Source organism: Pseudomonas sp. JQ170C, from assembly GCF_035581345.1.
Classification (GTDB): domain Bacteria; phylum Pseudomonadota; class Gammaproteobacteria; order Pseudomonadales; family Pseudomonadaceae; genus Aquipseudomonas.
This window is the reverse complement of record NZ_CP141608.1, coordinates 5147379-5168629: the sequence shown is the minus strand read 5'-3', so window position 1 is coordinate 5168629 and position 21251 is coordinate 5147379. Positions and strand designations below refer to the sequence as shown.

The following is a 21251-nucleotide window of genomic DNA, read 5'->3' as shown; positions in this document are numbered from 1 at the left end:
GCAGGCAATAAAAAACCGACCCTAAGGTCGGTTTTTTAACAAGCGTGTCGCTTAGGCAGCTGCAGCAGTCTTCAGCGCCTTGATGTGGCCATTCAGACGGCCTTTATGGCGAGCAGCCTTGTTCTTGTGGATGATGCCTTTATCGGCCATACGGTCGATAACTGGCACAGCCAGGATGTAAGCAGCTTGCGCTTTTTCGGCGTCTTTTGCGTCGATGGCTTTAACTACATTCTTGATGTAGGTACGAACCATGGAACGCAGGCTGGCGTTGTGGCTGCGACGCTTCTCAGCCTGTTTTGCACGTTTTTTGGCGGAAGGTGAGTTGGCCACCGTCGAGCTCCTCGAAAGACTTGGTAAATAGCAAACAAAATAGGCCGCGAATCATGCCGATGAGTTGATCGGTTGTCAAGGGCACTTGCTCGGATCCGCTGAGTGGTCGTTCTGAACAAGGGAGTGATTCCCTTCTGCGGCACGACCTGTAAACTCGGGAGCTTTTGCTCTGCTTGCGTTGCGGCGCGGAGTATCGCACAACTGGGCGCGTTCCGGCACAGCCCTTTATCTCAAGACGTGAAAAACTTTCGATGAATCTTCTGAAATCCCTGGCGGCTGTCAGTTCCATCACCATGATTTCACGGGTGTTGGGCTTTGTACGCGACACAATCCTCGCGCGGGTATTTGGTGCAGGCGTTGCCACCGACGCCTTTTTCATTGCCTTCAAGCTGCCCAACCTGCTGCGCCGGATCTTTGCCGAAGGGGCGTTCTCCCAGGCGTTCGTGCCGATCCTGGCCGAATACAAGACCCAGCAAGGCGAAGAGGCCACCCGAACCTTCATTGCCTATGTAAGTGGCCTGCTGACCCTGGTCCTGGCCGTGGTGACGGCTATCGGCATCCTGGCCGCGCCCTGGGTGGTCTGGGTGACCGCTCCGGGTTTCGTCGACAGCACCGAGAAATACCAGCTGACCACCGACCTGCTGCGGGTCACTTTCCCTTATATATTGCTGATCTCGCTGTCGTCGCTGGCGGGTGCCATCCTCAATACCTGGAACCGCTTTGCCGTTCCAGCCTTCGTACCGACCCTGCTCAACGTGGCGATGATCGGCTTTACGGTGTTCCTGACCCCGTACTTCGACCCGCCGATCATGGCGTTGGCCTGGGGGGTGCTGGCAGGCGGCCTGGCGCAACTGTTGTATCAGCTGCCGCACCTGAAAAAGATCGGCATGCTGGTGCTGCCCCGCCTGAACTTGCGCGACAGCGGTGTGTGGCGTGTGCTCAAGCAGATGCTGCCGGCCATTCTCGGGGTATCGGTCAGCCAGATCTCGCTGATCATCAACACTATCTTCGCCTCGTTCCTGGTAGCGGGTTCGGTGTCCTGGATGTACTACGCCGACCGCCTGATGGAGCTGCCATCCGGTGTCCTGGGTGTGGCCCTGGGCACCATCCTGCTGCCAACCCTGGCCAAGACCTACGCCAATCGTGACCGTCATGAATACTCGCGAATCCTCGACTGGGGCCTGCGCCTGTGTTTCCTGCTGGTGCTGCCGTGCACCCTGGCCATGGCCATTCTTGCCGAACCGCTGACCGTGGCGCTGTTCCAGTACGGCAAGTTCACCGCATTCGATGCCGCCATGACCCAGCGTGCATTGATCGCCTATTCGGTAGGCTTGCTGGCAATTATTCTGGTCAAGGTGCTGGCACCGGGCTTCTATGCCCAGCAGAACATTCGTACTCCGGTTAAGATCGCGGTATTCACCCTGGTCTGTACCCAGGTGTTCAACCTGCTGTTCATCACCCACCTGCAACACGCGGGCCTGGCCCTGGCGATCAGCCTGGGTGCGTGCCTGAATGCCGGCTTGCTGTACTGGAAGCTGCGTCAGCAGCAGTTGTTCCAGCCACAACCGGGCTGGGGCAAGTTCCTCGCCAAGCTGGTGCTGGCGGTGCTGTTGATGTCGGCGGTGCTGTTGGCGGGGATGCACTACATGCCAGCCTGGGCAGAAGGGCAGATGCTTGAGCGTTTCCTGCGCCTGGGCGCGTTGGTTCTGGCGGGTGTAGTGACGTATTTCGGCAGTCTGTTCGTGTTCGGGTTCCGCCCGCGCGACTTTGCACGCAAGGCGCTGCATTGAGTCGTAAACATGGCCAGACGTCGGTTTTATCTATTCCACACCACGGGGTGACGCTGCTGCCTGTCGTCAGCGCCCGGGTGTGGTTATAATCGACCACTTTATGAGCAAGAAGCGCGTTATGCAGCTGGTTCGAGGCCTTCACAACCTGCGCCCCCAGCACCGGGGCTGTGTCGCCACTATTGGCAACTTCGACGGTGTTCACCGTGGCCACCAGGCAATCCTGGCGCGCCTGCGTGAGCGTGCGGTAGCACTGGGCGTGCCCAGCTGCGTGGTGATTTTCGAGCCACAGCCGCGCGAATACTTTGCCCCCGATACCGCTCCGGCCCGTCTGGCCCGCCTGCGCGACAAGGTCGCCTTGCTGGCTGGCGAAGGGGTAGACCGGGTGTTGTGCCTGGCGTTCAATCAACGCTTGAGCAAGCTCAGTGCCGCGGAGTTCGTCGACACCATCCTGGTCGACGGCCTGGGCGTGCAACACCTGGAGGTTGGCGACGACTTCCGTTTCGGTTGCGATCGTATCGGCGACTTTGAGTTTCTCCAGCAAGCCGGCCTTACCCAGGGCTTTACCGTCGAAGCGGCCCAGACCGTCGAACTCGATGGCTTGCGGGTCAGCAGCACGCAAGTGCGCGAGGCTTTGGCCAAGGCCGACTTCCCGCTGGCCGAGCGCCTGCTGGGGCGTCCGTTCCGTATCAGCGGCTGCGTGCTGCACGGGCAAAAGCTGGCGCGTCAACTCGGTACGCCGACAGCCAACATACAACTCAAGCGTCATCGTGTCCCCCTGACCGGCGTTTACCTGGTCAGTGTCGAACTCGATGGCAAGGCTTGGCCGGGCGTCGCCAACATCGGCGTGCGGCCAACCGTTTCAGGTGATGGCCGTGCCCACCTGGAAGTGCACCTCCTGGACTTTGCCGGCGATCTCTATGGCCGGCGCCTGACGGTGGAATTCCACCACAAGCTGCGCGACGAGCAGCGTTTCGCCTCCCTGGAGGCGCTGAAGTCGGCGATCGATGCGGATATCGCCGCCGCACGTGCCCATTGGCACGCTCAACCGCTAACGAAGAGCCTGAAATGACCGACTATAAAGCCACGCTAAACCTTCCGGACACCGCCTTCCCGATGAAGGCCGGCCTGCCACAGCGCGAACCGCAGATTCTGCAGCGCTGGGACAGCATTGGCCTGTACCAGAAGCTGCGCGAAATTGGCAAGGATCGTCCGAAGTTCGTATTGCACGACGGCCCGCCCTACGCCAACGGCAAGATTCACATCGGTCATGCGCTGAACAAGATCCTCAAGGACATGATTGTCCGCTCCAAGACCCTGTCCGGTTTCGATGCCCCGTACGTGCCGGGCTGGGACTGCCACGGCCTGCCGATCGAGCACAAGGTCGAAGTGACCCACGGCAAGCACCTGAGCGCCGACCAGACCCGCGAACTGTGCCGCGCCTATGCCGCCGAGCAGATCGAAGGGCAAAAGACCGAGTTCATCCGCCTGGGTGTTCTGGGTGACTGGGACAACCCCTACAAGACCATGAACTTTGCCAACGAGGCCGGTGAAATCCGCGCCCTGGCCGAAATGGTCAAGCACGGCTTCGTGTTCAAGGGCCTCAAGCCTGTGAACTGGTGCTTCGATTGCGGTTCGGCCCTGGCTGAAGCCGAGGTCGAATACGCCGACAAGAAGTCGCAGACCATCGACGTGGCGTTCCCGGTTGCCGATGAAGCCAAGCTGGCAGCCGCCTTCGGCCTGGCGTCGCTGGCCAAGCCTGCGTCGATCGTGATCTGGACCACCACCGCGTGGACCATTCCTGCCAACCAGGCGCTGAACGTTCACCCGGAATTCAAATACGCCCTGGTCGATACCGGCGATAAACTGCTGGTTCTGGCTGAAGAGCTGGTCGAGTCGTGCCTGCAGCGTTATTCGCTGCAAGGTTCGGTGATCGCTACCGCACCAGGCTCGGCGCTGGAGCTGATCAACTTCCGTCACCCGTTCTACGATCGCCTGTCGCCTGTTTACCTGGCTGACTACGTCGAGCTGGGCGCCGGTACTGGTGTGGTTCACTCGGCACCTGCCTACGGCGAAGACGACTTCGTTACCTGCAAGCGCTACGGCATGGTCAACGACGACATCCTCACCCCGGTGCAGAGCAACGGCGTGTACGTGCAATCGCTGGAGTTCTTTGGCGGCCAGTTCATCTGGAAGGCCAACCCTGCGATCGTCGAAAAGCTGTCGGAAGTCGGTGCGCTGATGCACACCGAAACCATCAGCCACAGCTACATGCACTGCTGGCGCCACAAGACCCCGTTGATCTACCGCGCCACCGCGCAGTGGTTCGTCGGCATGGACAAGCAGCCGGACAACGGCGACACCCTGCGCAATCGTGCGGTCAAGGCCATCGAAGAAACCAAGTTCGTTCCGGCCTGGGGCCAGGCGCGCCTGCACTCGATGATCGCCAACCGCCCGGACTGGTGTATCTCGCGTCAGCGCAACTGGGGCGTACCGATCCCGTTCTTCCTCAACAAGCAAACTGGCGAGCTGCACCCGCGCACCGTCGAGCTGATGGAAGAAGTGGCCAAGCGCGTCGAGAAGGAAGGCATCGAAGCCTGGTTCAAGATGGACGCTACCGAACTGCTCGGTGCTGAAGCCGACCAGTACGACAAGATCGCCGATACCCTCGACGTCTGGTTCGACTCCGGTACCACTCACTGGCACGTACTGCGTGGCTCGCACAGCATCGGTCACGAGACCGGCCCGCGCGCCGACCTCTACCTGGAAGGTTCCGACCAACACCGCGGCTGGTTCCATTCCTCGCTGCTGACCGGTTGCGCCATCGACAACCACGCGCCGTACCGCGAGCTGCTGACTCACGGCTTCACCGTCGACGAGAACGGCCGCAAGATGTCCAAGTCGCTGGGTAACACCATCGAGCCGCAGAAGGTCAACGACACCCTGGGTGCCGACATCCTGCGCCTGTGGGTCTCGGCCACCGACTACTCCGGTGAAATGGCGGTTTCCGAGCAGATCCTGCAGCGCAGCGCCGACGCCTACCGCCGGATCCGCAACACCGCACGCTTCCTGCTCTCCAACCTGTCCGGCTTCGATCCGGCCCGCGACCTGCTGCCGGCCGAAGACATGCTGGCACTGGACCGCTGGGCCGTCGACCGCACCCTGCTGCTGCAGCGTGAGCTCGAAGAGCACTACAGCGAATACCGCTTCTGGAACGTCTACTCCAAGATCCACAACTTCTGCGTGCAGGAGCTCGGTGGTTTCTACCTGGACATCATCAAGGACCGTCAGTACACCACTGGCGCCAACAGTGTTGCCCGTCGTTCCTGCCAGACCGCGCTGTACCACATCAGCGAGGCGCTGGTGCGCTGGATCGCGCCGATCCTGGCCTTCACCGCCGACGAGCTGTGGCAGTACCTGCCGGGCGAGCGCAACGAGTCGGTCATGCTCAACACCTGGTACCAGGGCCTGACCGAGCTGCCGGAAGGCTTCGAGCTGGGTCGCGCCTACTGGGACCGCGTAATGGCGGCCAAGACGGCGGTCAACAAGGAGCTGGAGAACCAGCGTTCGGCCAAGGCCATCGGTGGCAACCTGCAAGCCGAAGTGACCCTGTTCGCCGACGACGCCCTGAGCGCCGACCTGAACAAGCTGGGTGACGAGCTGCGTTTCGTGCTGATCACCTCGGCGGCGACCGTCGCGCCGTTCGTTCAAGCCCCGGCCGATGCAGTCGAGACCGAAGTCCCAGGCCTGAAGCTCAAAGTGGTCAAGTCCGGTCACGCCAAGTGCGGCCGTTGCTGGCACTTCCGCGCCGACGTCGGTGCAAACCCGGAGCATCCGGAAATCTGTGCCCGTTGCGCCGACAACATCAGCGGTAACGGTGAGGTGCGTCACTATGCCTAACCCCGCTGCAGGGCGCTTCGGGCGCCTTGGCTGGCTCTGGCTGAGCCTGCTGGTCCTGGTCCTCGACCAGGCCAGCAAGTTCTACTTCGAGGGCGCGCTGAGCCTGTACCAGCAGATCGTGGTCATCCCTGACTACTTCAGCTGGACCCTGGCCTACAACACCGGCGCCGCCTTCAGCTTCCTGGCTGACAGCTCCGGTTGGCAGCGCTGGCTGTTCGCCGTGATCGCCGTGGTGGTCAGTGCCGTACTGGTGGTCTGGCTCAAGCGCCTTGGGCGCAATGAAACCTGGCTGGCGGTTGCGCTGGCACTGGTACTGGGCGGCGCACTGGGCAACCTGTACGACCGTATCGTGCTGGGCCACGTGGTCGACTTCATCCTGGTGCACTGGCAGAACCGCTGGTATTTCCCGGCCTTCAACCTGGCCGACAGCGCCATTACCGTGGGTGCGGTGATGCTGGCGCTGGACATGTTCAAGAGTAAAAAGTCCGGAGAACCCGTCCATGACTGAGACCCGTATCGGCCAGAACACCGAAGTCAAACTGCACTTCGCGTTGCACCTGGAAAACGGCGACACCGTAGACAGCACCTTCGACAAGGCGCCTGCGGTGTTCAAGGTCGGCGACGGCAACCTGCTGCCAGGTTTCGAGGCGGCGCTGTTCGGCTTCAAGGCCGGTGACAAGCGCACCGTTACCGTCCAGCCGGAAAACGCCTTCGGCCAGCCCAATCCGCAGAATGTGCAGATCATTCCACGGTCACAATTCAATGACATGGAACTGTCCGAAGGCTTGCTGGTGATCTTCAACGACGCCGCCAATGCCGAGCTGCCGGGTGTGGTCAAGGCTTTCGATGACGCCCAGGTGACCATCGACTTCAACCATCCACTGGCTGGCAAGACCCTGAGCTTCGAGGTGGAAATCCTCGAAGTGACGGCGCTTTGAGCCAGGAGCCGACCATGCAAATCAAACTCGCCAACCCTCGCGGATTTTGCGCAGGCGTGGACCGGGCGATCGAGATCGTCAATCGCGCGCTGGAAGTCTTCGGCCCACCGATCTATGTGCGTCACGAAGTGGTGCACAACAAGTTCGTGGTTGAAGACCTGCGTGCACGTGGCGCGATCTTTGTCGAAGAGCTGGACCAGGTGCCCGATGACGTTATCGTCATCTTCAGCGCCCATGGCGTTTCCCAGGCCGTGCGCCAGGAAGCGGCCGGGCGTGGCCTGAAAGTCTTCGATGCCACCTGCCCGCTGGTCACCAAGGTGCATATCGAGGTAGCGCGCTATAGCCGCGATGGCCGTGAGTGCATCCTGATCGGTCATGAAGGCCACCCGGAAGTCGAAGGCACCATGGGCCAGTACGACGCCAGCAATGGCGGCGCCATCTACCTGGTCGAAGACGAGGAAGACGTTGCCAAGCTGCAGGTCAATGACCCCGATAAACTCGCTTTCGTTACCCAGACGACCTTGTCGATGGACGACACCAGCCGAGTGATCGACGCCCTGCGTGCGCGCTTCCCCAACATCGGCGGGCCGCGCAAGGATGACATCTGCTACGCCACCCAGAACCGTCAGGACGCGGTCAAGCAATTGGCCAATGAGTGCGATGTGGTTCTGGTCGTGGGCAGCCCTAACAGCTCCAACTCCAACCGCCTGCGTGAACTGGCCGAGCGTATGTCGACCCCGGCCTACCTCATCGACGGCGCCGAAGACCTGGATAAAAGCTGGTTCGATGGTGTCGAGCGAATCGGCATCACCGCAGGCGCCTCGGCACCGGAAGTACTGGTGCGTGGCGTGATCCAGCAACTTCGGGATTGGGGGGCTACCGGTGCCGAGGAATTGGACGGTCGCGAAGAGAACATCACCTTCTCGATGCCCAAGGAACTGCGCGTTCGTTCACTGATCTGATCCGGCACCCGCACACAGCGGGTGCTTGATCCGTTCCTCGCGCAAACTCACCCTGCCACTGGGTGAGAGCACGATCTGGTAATGGCTGATGGCTTCGGGGCGCTGGCAAACATGCAGCGTTCCGGCCTGAAAGCCACCACCTTGCTGCATGGGCAATCCCAGCCCATTGAAGCTCACCTGCCGCATCACCGGCTGATTCCCCACAATGATCGCTCGCCCATCGCGGCGCCATTCATGCAGTAGCTGGCTGTCTTGCTCCAGCATCATTCGCCAGCCATTACTCCAGTTCTCCTCCATTGCCTGCACCCGCACCGTGCTATTTCTCAGCAGGGCTTCGCTGCGGGCGGTACGCAACGTGCGGGCGAGGTCAGCTGCAGCCGTTTGTCGCTGTAGCCCTGCGCTCATGTCGCTGTAGGCAGGTATCCCCAACTGGGACAGCATCCCCAGCAGAGCCAGCGCGAACAACATTTGTACCAGTGTTACCCCTTGTTGCCTCACCGTGCATCCTTCCCTGGAAGTGCTTCGCTATAGATTCCGGACCCAAGTGGCCGACGTCGAGTCGGCCACATTGGCAATGTGCTGTGGAAAAGTCGGGGGTTGGCCATGGATGGCAGGCAACAACAAGGAATGTCGCTGATTGAAGTGCTGGTGGCGATGACGGTCCTGGGCTTGGGCCTGTTTGCCGTCGCAGGCTTGCAAGTGCGGGGCTTGCAGGCCACCGAAAGCGCCCTGCGCAGCACGCAGGAAACCTATGTGGGGCAGGGGCTGCTGGAGCTGGCGCGGGCTAAAGAAAAAACAGGCGAAGGGCAGGTTGGCCCATGAGCCGGCAAACCGGATTCAGCGTCCTGGAGTTACTGGTGGCCTTGAGCCTGGGGCTCGTGATGCTTGTGGGTGGCAGCCGCCTGTTCCTGGCCGCGAGCCAGTCCTGGCAGGCGCAAGCAGTGGCGGCGCGGATGCAGGAGGATGCGCGCCAGGCGCTGCAGCATCTGGCTCGGGATATTCGCATGACCGGCATGTTCGGTTGCCTGCGTCACGAAGACATCGACTTTGTCGATCCTGGCGCGGCTGCGGCGTTTGCCCGGCCGCTGGTGTTGACCCGGGACACCGAGGGTCGCCTGCAACAGCTTGGCTTGATCAGTGCCGAGGCGTTGCACGCCAGCGGTCGTCCAAACTGGACCTTGCTCACCGACTGCCGCACGGTGGCCAGCGTGCATGCCGGCGCTGAAGTGCCTGCCGCCGGCCAGTACGCCTTACCCATTCGTCGTCAGGTCTATCGGTTGTCAGGCGATCAGCTGCATCTCACCAGCGGGGCCATGACGGCCGTGTTGGTGGACGGGGTAGGGGACATGCGTGTCGAGCTGCTGAGGAGCACTGACCTGAGTGTTTCCGGGGTACGGCTGAGCCTGACGCTGGTTGACCCGCAACACCGCGTCAGGCCCCAGACCTACCAGACGAGCATCGCTCTCGGTAATCCGGTGGCCGGGTCGTGAGCGTCTCCGGCCAGCGTGGTCTGGTGCTGCTGCTCAGCCTGGTACTGATGCTGTTGCTGGGAATGCTGGGCGTCTCCGTGATGGCCAGTGCCCTCCAGCAGGAACGCATGGCAGGTAACCTTAAGGTGCTGATGCAAAGCTTCGAGCAGGCGCAGCAAGTGCTGCAAAAAGGCGAAGCCACAGCACCTGCGCACAGCCTCCCCTGCAGCTTCTGCCTGCCACCTCCAGAAGCCGGTCACGTCGCCGCAGCGGGCGTCTACAGCGGTGCGGGCGCCAGTTCCGGGCTGGCCTGGCACGCGGCCGATGGCGGGTTCTACCTGGTTCAGTCGCTGGGGCAAAGCACCAAGGCCAGGCTCATGCCTCCCGAGCTTCCCGTAAACCTCTATCGCATCACCGCCGTGTATCGCAACGGCCCAGCCCGCAGCGTGCTGGAAAGTGTCATTGCGCAGCCGGTCGACGCAGGGCACCCGCAATGGCGTCGAATCCTCTGGCGCCAGGTCTACTAGGGAGTAACAGAATGAACCCGCAGAAGGGCATGAGCCTGATCGAACTGTTGATTGTCATCGCCGTGGTCGGCATTCTGGCGAGCATTGCCTACCCCAGCTACAGCGACCAGATCAAAAAGTCTGCGCGTACAGAGCTTGTCGGCCTGCTGTTCGAGAGCGCCCAGCACCTGGAGCGCCATTATTCGCGCGCCGGGCAATACAGCGACACGGACACCGTGACGACGCCGCTGGCCAGCGGCACTGCGCACTACAGCTTGCACGCGGTGCGCGACAGCGAGTCTTTCACCCTCCTGGCACGTCGCATTCCCGGCAGCCTGATGATGGCCGACCCGTGTGGTGATTATCAGCTCGACCAGTCGGGTGTGCGCAGCAACCCGGCGGGTGCTGCAAGCGGCAATGGGTGCTGGGGTGGCTGAAGGTATTCGCGGTTTACTTCAGAAATTGGATCGATAGATGACCAAGCAAGTAGTGATTGTCGGTGGCGGGGTGATCGGCCTGCTGACTGCGTTCAACCTCGCGGCCGAGGTGGAGCAGGTAATCCTGTGTGACCGTGGGGCGCTGGGCCAGGAGTCGTCCTGGGCCGGTGGCGGTATTGTTTCGCCTCTCTATCCCTGGCGCTACAGCCCGGCCGTGACGGCGCTGGCGCACTGGTCGCAGGACTTTTATCCACAGCTGGGCGAGCGCCTGTTCGCCAGCACCGGCGTCGACCCTGAAGTCCACACCACCGGCCTGTACTGGCTTGATCTGGAGGACGAAGCTCAAGCCCTGGCCTGGGCCGAGCGAGAAGGGCGCCCCCTGAGCGCTGTGGATATCTCTGCCGCCTACGACGCCGTACCGGTGCTGGGTGCGGGTTTCCAGCGGGCTATCTATATGGCCGGTGTTGCCAATGTGCGTAACCCGCGCCTGGTCAAATCGCTCAAGGCCGCGTTGCAGAACCTGCCCAACGTGAGCATTCGCGAGCACTGCGAAATCACCGGGTTCAGCCGCGAGGGCGGGCGGATTACCGGTGTCGAGACTGCAGATGGCGCCATTCCCGGTGACCGCGTGGTGCTGACGGCGGGCGCCTGGAGCGGTGACCTGCTGCGTCCGCTGGGCCTGGAACTGCCGGTCGAACCGGTGAAGGGGCAGATGATTCTCTTCAAGTGCGCCGAAGATTTCCTGCCGAGCATGGTGCTGGCCAAAGGGCGCTACGCCATCCCACGGCGTGACGGGCACATCCTGGTCGGCAGCACCCTGGAACATGCCGGCTACGACAAGACACCGACCGACGAAGCGCTGGAAAGCCTCAAGGCTTCGGCGGTGGAGCTGCTGCCGGCGCTGGCCGGGGCCGAGGTGGTTGGCCATTGGGCAGGTTTGCGTCCGGGTTCACCCGAGGGCATTCCCTATATCGGTGAGGTGCCGGGCTTTGATGGGCTGTGGCTGAACTGCGGGCATTACCGCAATGGCCTGGTGCTGGCGCCGGCCTCCTGCCAGCTGTTTGCCGACCTGTTACTGGGCCGGGAGCCGATTATCGATCCACGGCCTTATGCACCTGCCGGGCGTTTGAACTAGAAGCATCGCGGCGCTCCCACACAGCCTGTGCAAAACAATTGCCAGCCTGTGTGGGAGCGTTCGTTTACCCAATAACCGGCACTTGCAGGTGTCGGCTGGGGAAATGCCGCTCATACAACCGGCACACCTTGAGCACCTGCTCATCGGCAAACCGCCCCGCCACAACGTGCAGGCCAACCGGTAATCCGGCATCGGTAAACCCGCAGGGCACCGAGGCCGCCGGTTGCTGGGTCAGGTTGAAGGGGTAGCTGAACGGTGTCCACGCCATCCACTGCTTGAGGTCCGAACCTGGCGGCACATTGTGCCCGGCCTCGAACGCCACCAACGGCAATGTTGGAGTTACCAGCACGTCGTAGCGTTCATGGAACGCGTTCATCCGCGCCACCAGCGCCGCCCGCGCTTCCAGTGCCTGTGTGTATTCGCTCAGGCTGATTCCCGCACCGCATTGGGCAATCTCCTGTAAACCTGGGTCAACCAACCTGCGCTGTTCGGCCGTCAGTTGCCCGAGCAAGCGCGCGGCGCCGGCAAACCACAGCGTATTGAAGATATCCACAGGGTCGTCGAAGCCGGGGTCGACGGCTTCGACCTGCGCGCCCAGCTGTGCGAGGCGTTCAACCGCTTGACCGACCAGTGCCTGGATCTGCGGATCGACCTTCACATAACCGAAATCGGCACTGTAGGCGACACGCAGGCCCTTGAGGTCGTCACCTGTGGATAACCACGGCGTCTGCCGCGCAGCACCGGCCAGGCCGTCGCGTGCATCGGGACGGGCCACGCAATCGAGCATCAGCACCGAGTCTTCCACCGTGCGGGTCATCGGCCCCAGGTGCGAGAGGATGGTCATGGCACTGGCCGGCCACTGCGGCACGTAGCCGAAGGTGGGCTTGATGCCGAACGTGCCGGTAAAGGCACAGGGAATACGTATCGAGCCGCCGGCATCACTGCCCTGGTGCAGCACGCCAAGGTTCAAGGCCGCCGCGGCAGCGGCGCCGCCGGACGATCCGCCAGCTGTCAGGCGCGTGTTCCAGGGGTTGCGGGTGATGCCATAGAGCGGGTTGTCGGTCACGCCTTTCCAGCCAAATTCCGGCGTGGTGGTTTTACCCACCAGCACCGCACCGGCCGCGCGCATGAAGGCGCTGAAGGGCGCATCGACTTCCCACGGGCCTTCGCTGCTGGTGGTGCGCGAGCCTTTGCGCGTCGGCATGCCGCGGGTCAGGGTCAGGTCCTTGATCGAGCTGGGTACCCCGTCCAGACGCCCGCACGGATTTCCCTGCTGCCAGCGCTTTTCGCTGGCGCGGGCGGCGGCGCGGGCGCCTTCCTCATCCACGTGGCAGTAGGCATTCACTGCCGGGTTGTGCTGAGCGATGCGTGCCAGTACATCTTCGGTCACCTCCACAGGTGACACTTCCTTGCGCTCATACAACGCCAGCAGTTCAACGGCGGTCAGCTCGCCGAGGGTGGTTTTATCGGTCATTTGCACTGGCCTCCCTGGGCAGCGTTGAGCATGGCCCGCAGCAGCACGGCGCAACCATCGGCCAGGTCCTGGGGCGCGGCGTTTTCGATTTCGTTGTGGCTTATGCCGCCCTCGCACGGTACGAAGATCATCCCGGCCGGGCCCAGCTCGGCGAGGAAGATCGCGTCGTGGCCGGCACCGCTGACAATGTCCATGTGGCTCAGGCCCAGCTCGGCTGCGCCCTGGCGTACGGCCTCGACGCATTCGGCGGCGAAGTACAGCGGTGGGAAGTCGGCGGTGGGTGTCAGTTCAAAGTGCAGACCGTGAGTGACGCAACTGCGTTCGATGACCTGCGCGACTTCCTCGACCATCGCCTGCAAATGCTGTGGATCAAGGTGACGCAGATCGATGGTCATATGCACCTGGCCCGGGATCACGTTGCGCGACCCAGGGTGCAGGTTCAGGCAACCGACCGTGCCGCAGGCATGGGGTTGGTGGGCGTGGGCGACGCGGTTGACTGCGCTGATCACTTCAGCGGCGCCCACCAGGGCATCCTTGCGCAAGTGCATGGGGGTTGGCCCGGCATGGGCTTCGACGCCGGTCAGCACCAGATCGAACCACTTCTGCCCTAGGCAGCCCTGCACCACGCCGATGGTGGTCTGACAGTCTTCGAGTACCGGACCTTGTTCGATATGCGCTTCAAAATAGGCGCCCACCGGATGGCCGACCGGCGTTCGGGCACCGGCATAGCCAATGCGCTGCAACTCGGCGCCTACCGACAGGCCCTGGTCATCGACTTTGTCCAGGGTCTGTTGCAGATCGAACTTACCGGCGAACACCCCCGACCCCATCATGCACGGCGGGAAACGCGAGCCTTCCTCGTTGGTCCACACCACCACCTCCAGCGGCGCCTCGGTCTCAATACCGAGGTCGTTGAGGGTGCGGATCACTTCAAGACCTGCCATGACACCGTAGCAACCGTCGAACTTGCCGCCGGTGGGCTGGGTGTCGATATGGCTGCCGGTCATCACCGGGGCCAGCGCAGGATTGCGCCCGGCCCGGCGGGCGAAAATATTGCCGATGGCATCGACACTGACGGTGCAGCCCGCCGCTTCGCACCACTGCACGAACAGGTCGCGGGCCTGGCGGTCGAGGTCGGTCAGGGCCAGGCGGCACACTCCGCCCTTGGCCGTCGCGCCCAGCTGGGCCAGGTCCATCAGCGACTGCCAGAGCCGGTCGCGGTTGACCAGAAGTGCATTGCCGAGCAGATGGCGGGACGGATCGGTGGAAGTATTCATGGTCAGTCTCCTTTCAGGCGCTCAGGGCCAGGAAGCGGTTCTTGATGCTCGGGTCGGCGCGAAATTGCGCGGCAGTGCCCTGGTAGGCCACCCGGCCTTGTTCGAGTACGTAGTGGCGGTCGGCGAGGGCGTCGCAGACCATCAGGTTCTGCTCTACCAGCAACACCGACAGCCCCTCGTCCTTGATGCGCCGCAGGATCTTCACCAGCTCGTCGACAATCACGGGCGCCAGACCTTCGGTGGGCTCATCGAGAATCAGCAACTTGGGGTCGTTGAGCAGGGCACGGGCAATGGCCAGCATCTGTTGCTCCCCACCGGAAAGGGCGAAGCCGTTGTTGTTGCGCCGCTCCTTGAGGCGCGGAAACATGGCGTAGACATCCGCCAACTGCCAGCGGCTGTCTTTGCGGGCGGCGATCTTGAGGTTTTCCTCGACGCTGAGCAGGCGAAAAATGCCACGGTGCTCCGGCACCAGAGCAATGCCCTGGCGAGCAATCTCGAAGATCTCCCGGCCCACCAGCGGCTTGCCGTTGAAGTGGATCTGCCCCTGGCGCGGACGCACGATGCCCAGGATGCTGCGCAGCGTGGTGGTCTTGCCGGCACCGTTGCGGCCCAGCAAGGTGACCAGTTCTCCGGTTTCGACCTTCAGCGAAACCCCTTCGAGCACATGGCTCTTGTCGTAGTAGGAATGGATCGAATCGACGTTGAGCATCAGGCGGCTTCTCCAAGGTAGGCGGTGCGCACGCGTTCATCGTTGCGGACAAATTCCGGGGTGCCCTCGACCAGGATCCGGCCATGGCTCATCACCGTGATGCGCTGGCTGATCGACATGACGATGCTCATGTTGTGTTCGATCAACAGCACGGTGTGATCGCGGCCCAGGTCGCTGATCAAATCGGTCATCAAGGGAATGTCATCGATGCCCATGCCCGAGGTCGGCTCATCGAGCATCAGCAGTTTGGGGCGGGCGCAGATCGACATGCCGACCTCAAGCACCCGTTGCTGGCCGTGGGACAATTCACCGGCCAGGGTGTCGGCGCGACCACCGAGTTTGAGGCGCTCCAGCACCTGGTCGGCCATGTCCCAATGGCTGCGCTTGTGCTCCACGCTGCGCCAGAAGTTCAGCGCCTCCAGGCCATCGCGGCCCTGGGCGGCCAGGCGCAGGTTCTCCCGCACGCTGAGGTTCTGGAACAGGCTGGTGAGCTGGAACGAGCGGGCCATGCCCAGCGCCACACGGCCATGGGACGGCTTGCGGATGATGTCCTGGCCGCCGAACAGGATCTGCCCGGCGGTGGCCGGGCGCTCGCCGGTAAGGCAGTGGAACAGGCTGGTCTTGCCGGCGCCGTTGGGGCCGATCACGGTGTGGATGGTGCCGGCGCGTACTTTCAGGTCAACGCCATCCACGGCATGGAACGGGCCGTAGGCCAGTTGCAGATTGCGGGTTTCCAGGAGGTAGTCGCTCATTGCAGGTTCTCCTTGGTCTTGCTTGCAGACGTGCGCAGCCCACCTAGGCGCTTGCCGAGGTCGGCCAGGCCACCCCACAGGCCACCGCGCATGAACACCACCACCAGAATCAGAATGATCCCCAGCAGCATCAGCCAGCGCGGCCACAGTTCCGACAGCACATCGCCGAGCAGCACGATGGAGCCTGCGCCCAGCAGCGAGCCGAACAGCGAGCCGGTGCCGCCGACGATGGTCATGATCAGAATGTTCTCGGACATCACCAGGTCGATGTTCGACAGCGGGGCAAAGTGCAGCAGCATGGCGTACAGCGCCCCGGCGATACCGGTGACGGCCCCCGACAACATGAACACCAGGATCTTGAAGTGGCGGGTGTCATAGCCGATGGCCGCGGCGCGGGTTTCGTTCTCGCGAATGGCCAGCAGCGTGCTGCCGAAGGGCGAGCGAATCACCCGCTGGGCGCCGATGAAAATCAGCAGGAACAGCACTGCGACGAAGGCATAGAAGTGCCGTGGGTTGCCGAGGTCCACCAGCACATGGCCAGCAATCGACAGGTCAGGGCGCGGCACATCGAGCAGGCCGTTGTCGCCGCCGGTCCAGCCGCTCAGGGTGTAGGCGAGAAAGTAGGCCATCTGGCTGAAGGCCAGGGTCAGCATCACGAAGTAGATGCCGGTGCGACGAATCGCCAGGGCGCCCACCAACAAGGCCAGCACCGCCCCGAACACGGCAGCGCCCAGTAGCGCCGGGAACATGCCCCAGTGCAGATGGATCATCAGCAGGGCCGCGCCGTACGCGCCGACGCCGAAGAAGATGCCCTGGCCGAACGACAGCAGCCCGGTAAAGCCCAGCAGCAGGTTACAGGCCAGCGCCGCGAGGGCGAAGATCAGGATTTCGGTCGCCAGGGTGGTCGATGGCAACAGCAGCGGCAGACCGATCAGGGTGGCGACCACCAGCAACAGCAGGGCGGGCGAACGGCCCTTGGCGAGGGGCAACGGATTCTTTTCGCTCATCTTCATGCTCTCCCGAACAGACCGTAAGGACGCACCAGGATCACCGCGGCCATGGCCCCGTAGATCATCAAGCTGGCCCCTTGCGGCCAGAGGCTGGTCATCATGCTTTGCACCACACCGACCAACAGGCCACCGACCAGCGCACCGCCGAACGAGCCCATGCCGCCGATCACCACGACGACAAAGGCGATGCCGAGGATCTCCGGGCCGACGAAGGGTTGCGCCCCCCGCAATGGCGCGAACAGCACCCCGGCGACACCGGCCAGGCCCACGCCGAGGGCGAAGGTCAGGGAAAACAGGCGGAAGATGTTGGTGCCCAGCAGCGACACGGTTTCTGTGCTCTCGCTGCCGGCGCGTACCAGGGCGCCAAAGCGCGTGCGTTCGAGCAGCAGCCACAGACCCAGGCCGATCAGCGCCGAGAAGCCGATCAGGAACAAGCGGTAGTAGGGGTAGATGAAGTCGCCGATGATCAGCACGCCGCGCAGCTCATGGGGCACGGCGATGTTCTTGCCCACCGGGCCCCAGATCAGTACCGAGGCTTCCTGGATGATCAGGGCGATGCCCAGGGTCACGAGGATCTGGAAGGTATGAGGCAAGTGGTAGATGCGTTTGATCAATAAACGCTCGACCATCCAGGCCAGCGCCGCGACGGCAAGCGGTGCCAGCAGCAGGGCCATCCAGAAGTTGCCGGTCAGGGCCACGACCGTGTAGCACAGGTAGGCGCCGAGCAGGAAAAACGCCCCGTGGGCGAAGTTCACGAAGTTGAGCAGACCGAAAATGATGGTCAGGCCCACGGCGATCAAAAAGTAGATCATCCCCAGGCCAAGGCCGTTGAGCAGCTGGAACAGGTAAAGACTGAGCATGCACGAACCCTCTGCAGCGCGCGTGACGGCTGCATTGCAGTAGTGTGATAGCGAGCGCCGGGCGTCAGGCCAGGGCGCAACCGGTGTTGGCGGCGTCGATAAAGGAGCGGCCGGCGCTGAGCACTTCGGCCAGGTCGTCCTCGTCACGCATCTGCGCCTGGGATTTGCCGCGCAGCAGGTAGTAGTCCTTCATTACCTGGTGATCCGCCGCGCGGATCAGCTCGTCGCCGGTCGGCCCCTGATACGTCATGCCCTGCAGGGTGCGGGCGATGGCCGGGCCATCGAAGCTGCCGGTCTTGATGATGGCTTCGAGCATCACTCGCGTGCCGATGTAGTCGGCGGCCAGCGGGTAGTTGGGGTTGATGCCGTAGGCGGCCTGGGTGGCCTTGACCAATGCCTGGTTCAGCGGCGTATCGACCTGGTGCCAGTACTGGGCGCCCAGGTAAACCCCTTCGAGCACGTCGCTGCCCAGTTCCTGAAACTGATCAAGGCCTGCCGACCACACCAGCAGCACCTTCATGCGCTCCTTGATACCGAAGTTCACGGCCTGGCGCAGGGCGTTGGAGGACTGGCTGCCGAAATTGAGCAGCACCAGCACATCGGGCTTGGCGGCGATGGCGTTGGTCAGGTAGCCGGAGAATTCCTGCTCCTGCAACGAGTGATAACTGTTGCCGATGTGCTCGACGCCGAATTCCTTGAACACCTTGCGGGCGTTGTCGAGCAGCGCATCGCCGAATACGTATTGCGGGGTGATGGTGTACCAGCGTTTGGCGGCGGGCAGCTGGCGGATCATCGGCACCAGGGTTTCGCGGATGGCGCCGTAGGTGGGGACCGACCAGCGGAAGGTTGCCGAGTTGCAGTCCTTGCCGGTGATTTCGTCGGCGCCGACCGGGGTCATGAACACGCCGCCGGCCTTGTGGATTTCTTTCGACACCGCCAGCGCCGAAGAGGAGAGGGTGCAGCCCTGAAAGAACCTGGCCGCGTCCTGGCCGATGGCTTCCTGCACCTTGCGCACCGCCTTGCCGGCGTTGCCTTCAGTGTCGATCACCTTGTACTTGAGCGGGCGCCCGAGCAGTTGCGGGTGCTCGGCGATGGCCAGCCGCGAGCCCATGTCGGCGTACTTGCCATAACTGGCAAAGGCCCCGGACATCGACTTCAAGCCGTAGAAGGTGATCGGTTCCTCAGCGCAGGCCAGGCGCATCCCGGCAGGGATACAACCCAGACCACCAAGGGCAAGGCCTGCCTTGAGCAGGGTACGTCTTTGCATGGGTAACTCCTTGGTTCTGGTTATTAGGCAGGAGTGGCAATGACAAAGCGGGCACGGTCGGGCCTGTGGGCAGGCCTCTGGTCGGGCGTGATCAGTGGTGGTGGTCGAACTCCAGCAAAAAGTGCCGGGCGACTTCGCCTTCCAGGGCGGTCATGTGCTGTTCGGCGTCGCACATGTGCTCGTGCATTAAACGACGCACGGCAGGCTCGTCGGCGGCGCGCAGGGCGGTCAGCAGTTGCTTGTGGTAGTCGATGTTGGCGGCGTCGAACTGCTCGCGTTTGGGCTTGTAGGCCTTTTTCAGTACCACCAGGTCGCGCAGCAGGTCGTTGAGGAAGGTCGCCATGAAGCTCAGCAGCGGATTGGGGCAACGCCGGGCCAGGATGTTGTGGAACTCGAGCTCGGCCAGGCGTTGCTCGCGCTGGCCCTGTTCGCTGTCTTCCGGGGCGCTGCAGCAGGCGATGTTGGCCTGCAGGGCGCTGAAGTCGTCTTCGCTCAGGCGGCCGATGACCGCGACGGCCAGCTCCACTTCAATGACCTTGCGCAGTTGATACACCTGCTCGCCATCGAGTTGCTGGAAGTGCAGGTAGTTGCGCAGGGCACGGCTGGCGGGCTCTGTGCCGGCCTCGTTGAGGTAGGCGCCGCCGCTGGGGCCGGTGCGGGTGTTGACCAGGCCTTCGACCTCCAGGGCCTTGAGTGCTTCACGGGCGGTGCCCTTGGAACACTCGAAACTTTCCATCAATTCGCGCTCGGTCGGCAGACGGTCACCGGGGCGCAGGGCGTCAATGACGATCGAGCGTTTGACCGACTCGACGATCATGTCCGAGAGCTTCTGACGTCTGCGTTTGATCGGGCGTTTGAGCATGGCGGTCATTTTTCATATTTATGCGGATAAATAGTACTTAATGACCTTTGACCGGCCAGGTCAACAGGGGAGGCGGGGAGGGCGTCGCAAATGGTGCGGGGAGGTCGTTTACAGGTAAGCAGTAGGAGCGGGCTTGCCCCGCGATAGATCTGATTTGGTTGCCCAATCGCGGGGCAAGCCCGCTCCTACACTGCGAAAAATTGAAAACTTAACGCTGCGAACCAGGCCCTTGCTCCAGATGTGCCTGGCTGCAATACCACTGCGAACCCTGACGCAGGGCACGGTCATTGGGCAGGTGTACGCCGCAATGGGCGCAGCGCACCATCTTCAACGGGTCTTCGAGGCCGTTGTCGGGCGCAGCAGCGTTGCTGGCCTTGAACTTGCGCCACAGCCAGAAGGCGGCGGCAATCAGGGCGATCCAGAAAAGTAGGCGAACCATGGTGTCCAGCTTTGTCAGTGAAGAGCCTCAAGTCTAGGGCCCGGGCAAGAAAAAAGGGAGGCCTTGGCCTCCCTTTATCTGTTGCATGTTCAGTCAGTCGAACACGCCGAAAGTCATGTAGCTGAACCAGGAGCGGTCGTCGTTGTTGCCTTCCGCTTCGTGCTCTTCTTCCTGAACGGCATCGCCGTCTTTTGGCAGCAGCTCGGCCGGAATGGCTTCCTTGGCGTCTTCGTACTGCTTGATCACGTCCTGGTTGGCGCGGGTTTCGCCCGGTGGCAGCGGCGTGTCGGTCTCGATCAGGCCCAGGGTCGCCTTGGACAGCCAGGAGCGGTTGTCGGCTTCATCCATCTTGGGCTCGAACTGGCCGTCGACCAGGCTCGGGTGATCCGGATAGTTGAGCTTGAGGGTCTCGAGGCTGGTGGCTGCCAGCTCGTCCAGGTGCAGGCGCATGTAGGCTTCGGTCATCACCGCCAGGCCGTCGCCCACCGATGGGGTTTCCTGGAAGTTCTCGACCACATAACGGCCACGGTTGGCGGCAGCGACATAGGCCTGACGGGTCAGGTAGTAGTCGGCTACGTGGATTTCGTAGGAGGCCAGCAGATTGCGCAGGTAGATCATGCGCTGCTTGGCGTCAGGCGAATAACGGCTATTCGGGAAGCGGCTGGTGAGCTGGGCGAACTCGTTGTACGAGTCGCGGGCGGCACCCGGGTCACGCTTGGTCATGTCCAGAGGCAGGAAGCGCGCCAGCAGGCCTCGGTCTTGGTCAAACGAGGTCAGGCCCTTGAGGTAGTAGGCGTAATCGACGTTTGGATGCTGGGGGTGCAAGCGAATGAAACGCTCGGCGGCCGACTTGGCGGCTTCAGGCTCGGCGTTCTTGTAGTTCGCGTAGATCAGCTCAAGTTGAGCCTGATCGGCATAGCGACCGAAGGGATAGCGCGACTCCAGGGCCTTGAGCTTGCTCGTGGCGCTGGTGTAGCTGTGGTTGTCCAGGTCGGCCTGCGCCTGCTGGTACAGCTCGGCTTCGCTCAGGTTTTCGTCGACGACTTCCTTCGAAGAACAAGCAGCGGTGAGTCCGAGGATGGCGATCAGCAGCAGGTGTTTCACTTGCATAGCGGCTTGCGTCCCTATGACGGCCGC

General features: G+C 62.6%; 23 protein-coding genes. 11 read left to right on the top strand and 12 right to left on the bottom strand.

Annotation, left to right across the window (positions count from 1 at the left end; translation table 11 throughout):
- Positions 1–51: 51 nt before the first annotated feature.
- The gene (gene rpsT, locus U9R80_RS23510) at positions 52–330 is read right to left on the bottom strand and encodes a 30S ribosomal protein S20 (protein ID WP_028944589.1); all 279 of its coding nucleotides are present in this window, start codon (positions 328–330) and stop codon (positions 52–54) included.
- Between the two features lie 251 nt (positions 331–581).
- Between rpsT and murJ the strand changes: the two genes are divergently transcribed.
- From murJ to ispH, 6 genes are all read left to right on the top strand, one after another.
- Positions 582–2120: a murein biosynthesis integral membrane protein MurJ gene (murJ, locus tag U9R80_RS23505; RefSeq protein WP_301842864.1), complete on the top strand. Its 1539-nt coding sequence runs from the start codon at positions 582–584 to the stop codon at positions 2118–2120.
- Positions 2121–2238: 118 nt separating this feature from the next.
- Positions 2239–3189 (top strand): bifunctional riboflavin kinase/FAD synthetase, encoded by a 951-nt coding sequence (ribF, locus tag U9R80_RS23500; protein ID WP_301842863.1) that lies wholly within the window; start codon positions 2239–2241, stop codon positions 3187–3189.
- Entirely contained in the window at positions 3186–6017 is a 2832-nt protein-coding gene (ileS, locus tag U9R80_RS23495) for an isoleucine--tRNA ligase (protein ID WP_301842862.1), read from the top strand. Before ribF ends, ileS begins: the two co-directional genes overlap by 4 nt.
- The gene (gene lspA / locus U9R80_RS23490) at positions 6010–6525 is read left to right on the top strand and encodes a signal peptidase II (RefSeq protein ID WP_301842861.1); all 516 of its coding nucleotides are present in this window, start codon (positions 6010–6012) and stop codon (positions 6523–6525) included. The genes ileS and lspA overlap by 8 nt, the downstream gene beginning before the upstream one ends.
- Complete coding sequence (gene fkpB, locus U9R80_RS23485) at positions 6518–6955, top strand: FKBP-type peptidyl-prolyl cis-trans isomerase (protein ID WP_301842860.1); 438 nt, start codon at positions 6518–6520, stop codon at positions 6953–6955. The genes lspA and fkpB overlap by 8 nt, the downstream gene beginning before the upstream one ends.
- Positions 6956–6969: 14 nt before the next feature.
- Positions 6970–7917: a 4-hydroxy-3-methylbut-2-enyl diphosphate reductase gene (gene ispH, locus U9R80_RS23480; protein ID WP_301842859.1), complete on the top strand. Its 948-nt coding sequence runs from the start codon at positions 6970–6972 to the stop codon at positions 7915–7917.
- Here the strand turns inward: ispH and U9R80_RS23475 are convergent.
- Positions 7906–8385, bottom strand: coding sequence for a GspH/FimT family pseudopilin (locus U9R80_RS23475; RefSeq protein WP_301842858.1), 480 nt, complete (start codon positions 8383–8385; stop codon positions 7906–7908). The two genes, ispH and U9R80_RS23475, sit on opposite strands and share 12 nt — an antisense overlap.
- Before the next feature lie 159 nt (positions 8386–8544).
- Here U9R80_RS23475 and U9R80_RS23470 point away from each other — a divergent pair, with 159 nt between their 5' ends.
- The 5 genes from U9R80_RS23470 to thiO are packed head-to-tail and all read left to right on the top strand — an operon-like array spanning position 8545 to position 11464.
- Positions 8545–8739 (top strand): type IV pilus modification PilV family protein, encoded by a 195-nt coding sequence (locus tag U9R80_RS23470; RefSeq protein WP_301842857.1) that lies wholly within the window; start codon positions 8545–8547, stop codon positions 8737–8739.
- Complete coding sequence (locus U9R80_RS23465; RefSeq protein WP_301842856.1) at positions 8736–9407, top strand: PilW family protein; 672 nt, start codon at positions 8736–8738, stop codon at positions 9405–9407. The genes U9R80_RS23470 and U9R80_RS23465 overlap by 4 nt, the downstream gene beginning before the upstream one ends.
- A complete protein-coding gene (locus U9R80_RS23460) occupies positions 9404–9913 on the top strand; it encodes a pilus assembly PilX family protein (protein WP_301842855.1) in 510 nt (169 codons plus the stop codon). The genes U9R80_RS23465 and U9R80_RS23460 overlap by 4 nt, the downstream gene beginning before the upstream one ends.
- Before the next feature lie 11 nt (positions 9914–9924).
- Positions 9925–10329 (top strand): type IV pilin protein, encoded by a 405-nt coding sequence (locus U9R80_RS23455; protein ID WP_301842854.1) that lies wholly within the window; start codon positions 9925–9927, stop codon positions 10327–10329.
- A gap of 37 nt (positions 10330–10366) precedes the next feature.
- Complete coding sequence (gene thiO / locus U9R80_RS23450) at positions 10367–11464, top strand: glycine oxidase ThiO (protein WP_301842853.1); 1098 nt, start codon at positions 10367–10369, stop codon at positions 11462–11464.
- Between the two features lie 64 nt (positions 11465–11528).
- On the opposite strand, the gene U9R80_RS23445 is transcribed toward thiO, so the two are convergent.
- The 10 genes from U9R80_RS23445 to U9R80_RS23400 form a co-directional block, all read right to left on the bottom strand.
- Entirely contained in the window at positions 11529–12938 is a 1410-nt protein-coding gene (locus tag U9R80_RS23445; RefSeq protein ID WP_301842852.1) for an amidase, read from the bottom strand.
- Positions 12935–14215 carry a Zn-dependent hydrolase gene (locus tag U9R80_RS23440; RefSeq protein WP_301842851.1) on the bottom strand — a complete coding sequence of 427 codons (1281 nt, stop codon included), beginning with the start codon at positions 14213–14215 and terminating at the stop codon, positions 12935–12937. Before U9R80_RS23440 ends, U9R80_RS23445 begins: the two co-directional genes overlap by 4 nt.
- 13 nt (positions 14216–14228) lie before the next feature.
- Entirely contained in the window at positions 14229–14924 is a 696-nt protein-coding gene (locus tag U9R80_RS23435) for an ABC transporter ATP-binding protein (protein WP_028944603.1), read from the bottom strand.
- On the bottom strand, positions 14924–15676 hold the full coding sequence (locus tag U9R80_RS23430) for an ABC transporter ATP-binding protein (RefSeq protein WP_301842850.1): 753 nt from the start codon (positions 15674–15676) through the stop codon (positions 14924–14926). The genes U9R80_RS23435 and U9R80_RS23430 overlap by 1 nt, the downstream gene beginning before the upstream one ends.
- Entirely contained in the window at positions 15673–16683 is a 1011-nt protein-coding gene (locus U9R80_RS23425; RefSeq protein ID WP_301842849.1) for a branched-chain amino acid ABC transporter permease, read from the bottom strand. Before U9R80_RS23425 ends, U9R80_RS23430 begins: the two co-directional genes overlap by 4 nt.
- Before the next feature lie 2 nt (positions 16684–16685).
- The gene (locus U9R80_RS23420) at positions 16686–17546 is read right to left on the bottom strand and encodes a branched-chain amino acid ABC transporter permease (RefSeq protein WP_028944606.1); all 861 of its coding nucleotides are present in this window, start codon (positions 17544–17546) and stop codon (positions 16686–16688) included.
- A 64-nt stretch (positions 17547–17610) separates the two neighbouring features.
- Positions 17611–18813: an ABC transporter substrate-binding protein gene (locus U9R80_RS23415; protein WP_301842847.1), complete on the bottom strand. Its 1203-nt coding sequence runs from the start codon at positions 18811–18813 to the stop codon at positions 17611–17613.
- Between the two features lie 91 nt (positions 18814–18904).
- Positions 18905–19675, bottom strand: coding sequence for a FadR/GntR family transcriptional regulator (locus tag U9R80_RS23410; protein ID WP_301842846.1), 771 nt, complete (start codon positions 19673–19675; stop codon positions 18905–18907).
- Between the two features lie 208 nt (positions 19676–19883).
- A complete protein-coding gene (locus U9R80_RS23405; RefSeq protein ID WP_301842845.1) occupies positions 19884–20114 on the bottom strand; it encodes a PP0621 family protein in 231 nt (76 codons plus the stop codon).
- Between the two features lie 93 nt (positions 20115–20207).
- Positions 20208–21224 (bottom strand): outer membrane protein assembly factor BamD, encoded by a 1017-nt coding sequence (locus U9R80_RS23400; protein ID WP_301842844.1) that lies wholly within the window; start codon positions 21222–21224, stop codon positions 20208–20210.
- Between the last annotated feature and the right edge of the window lie 27 nt (positions 21225–21251).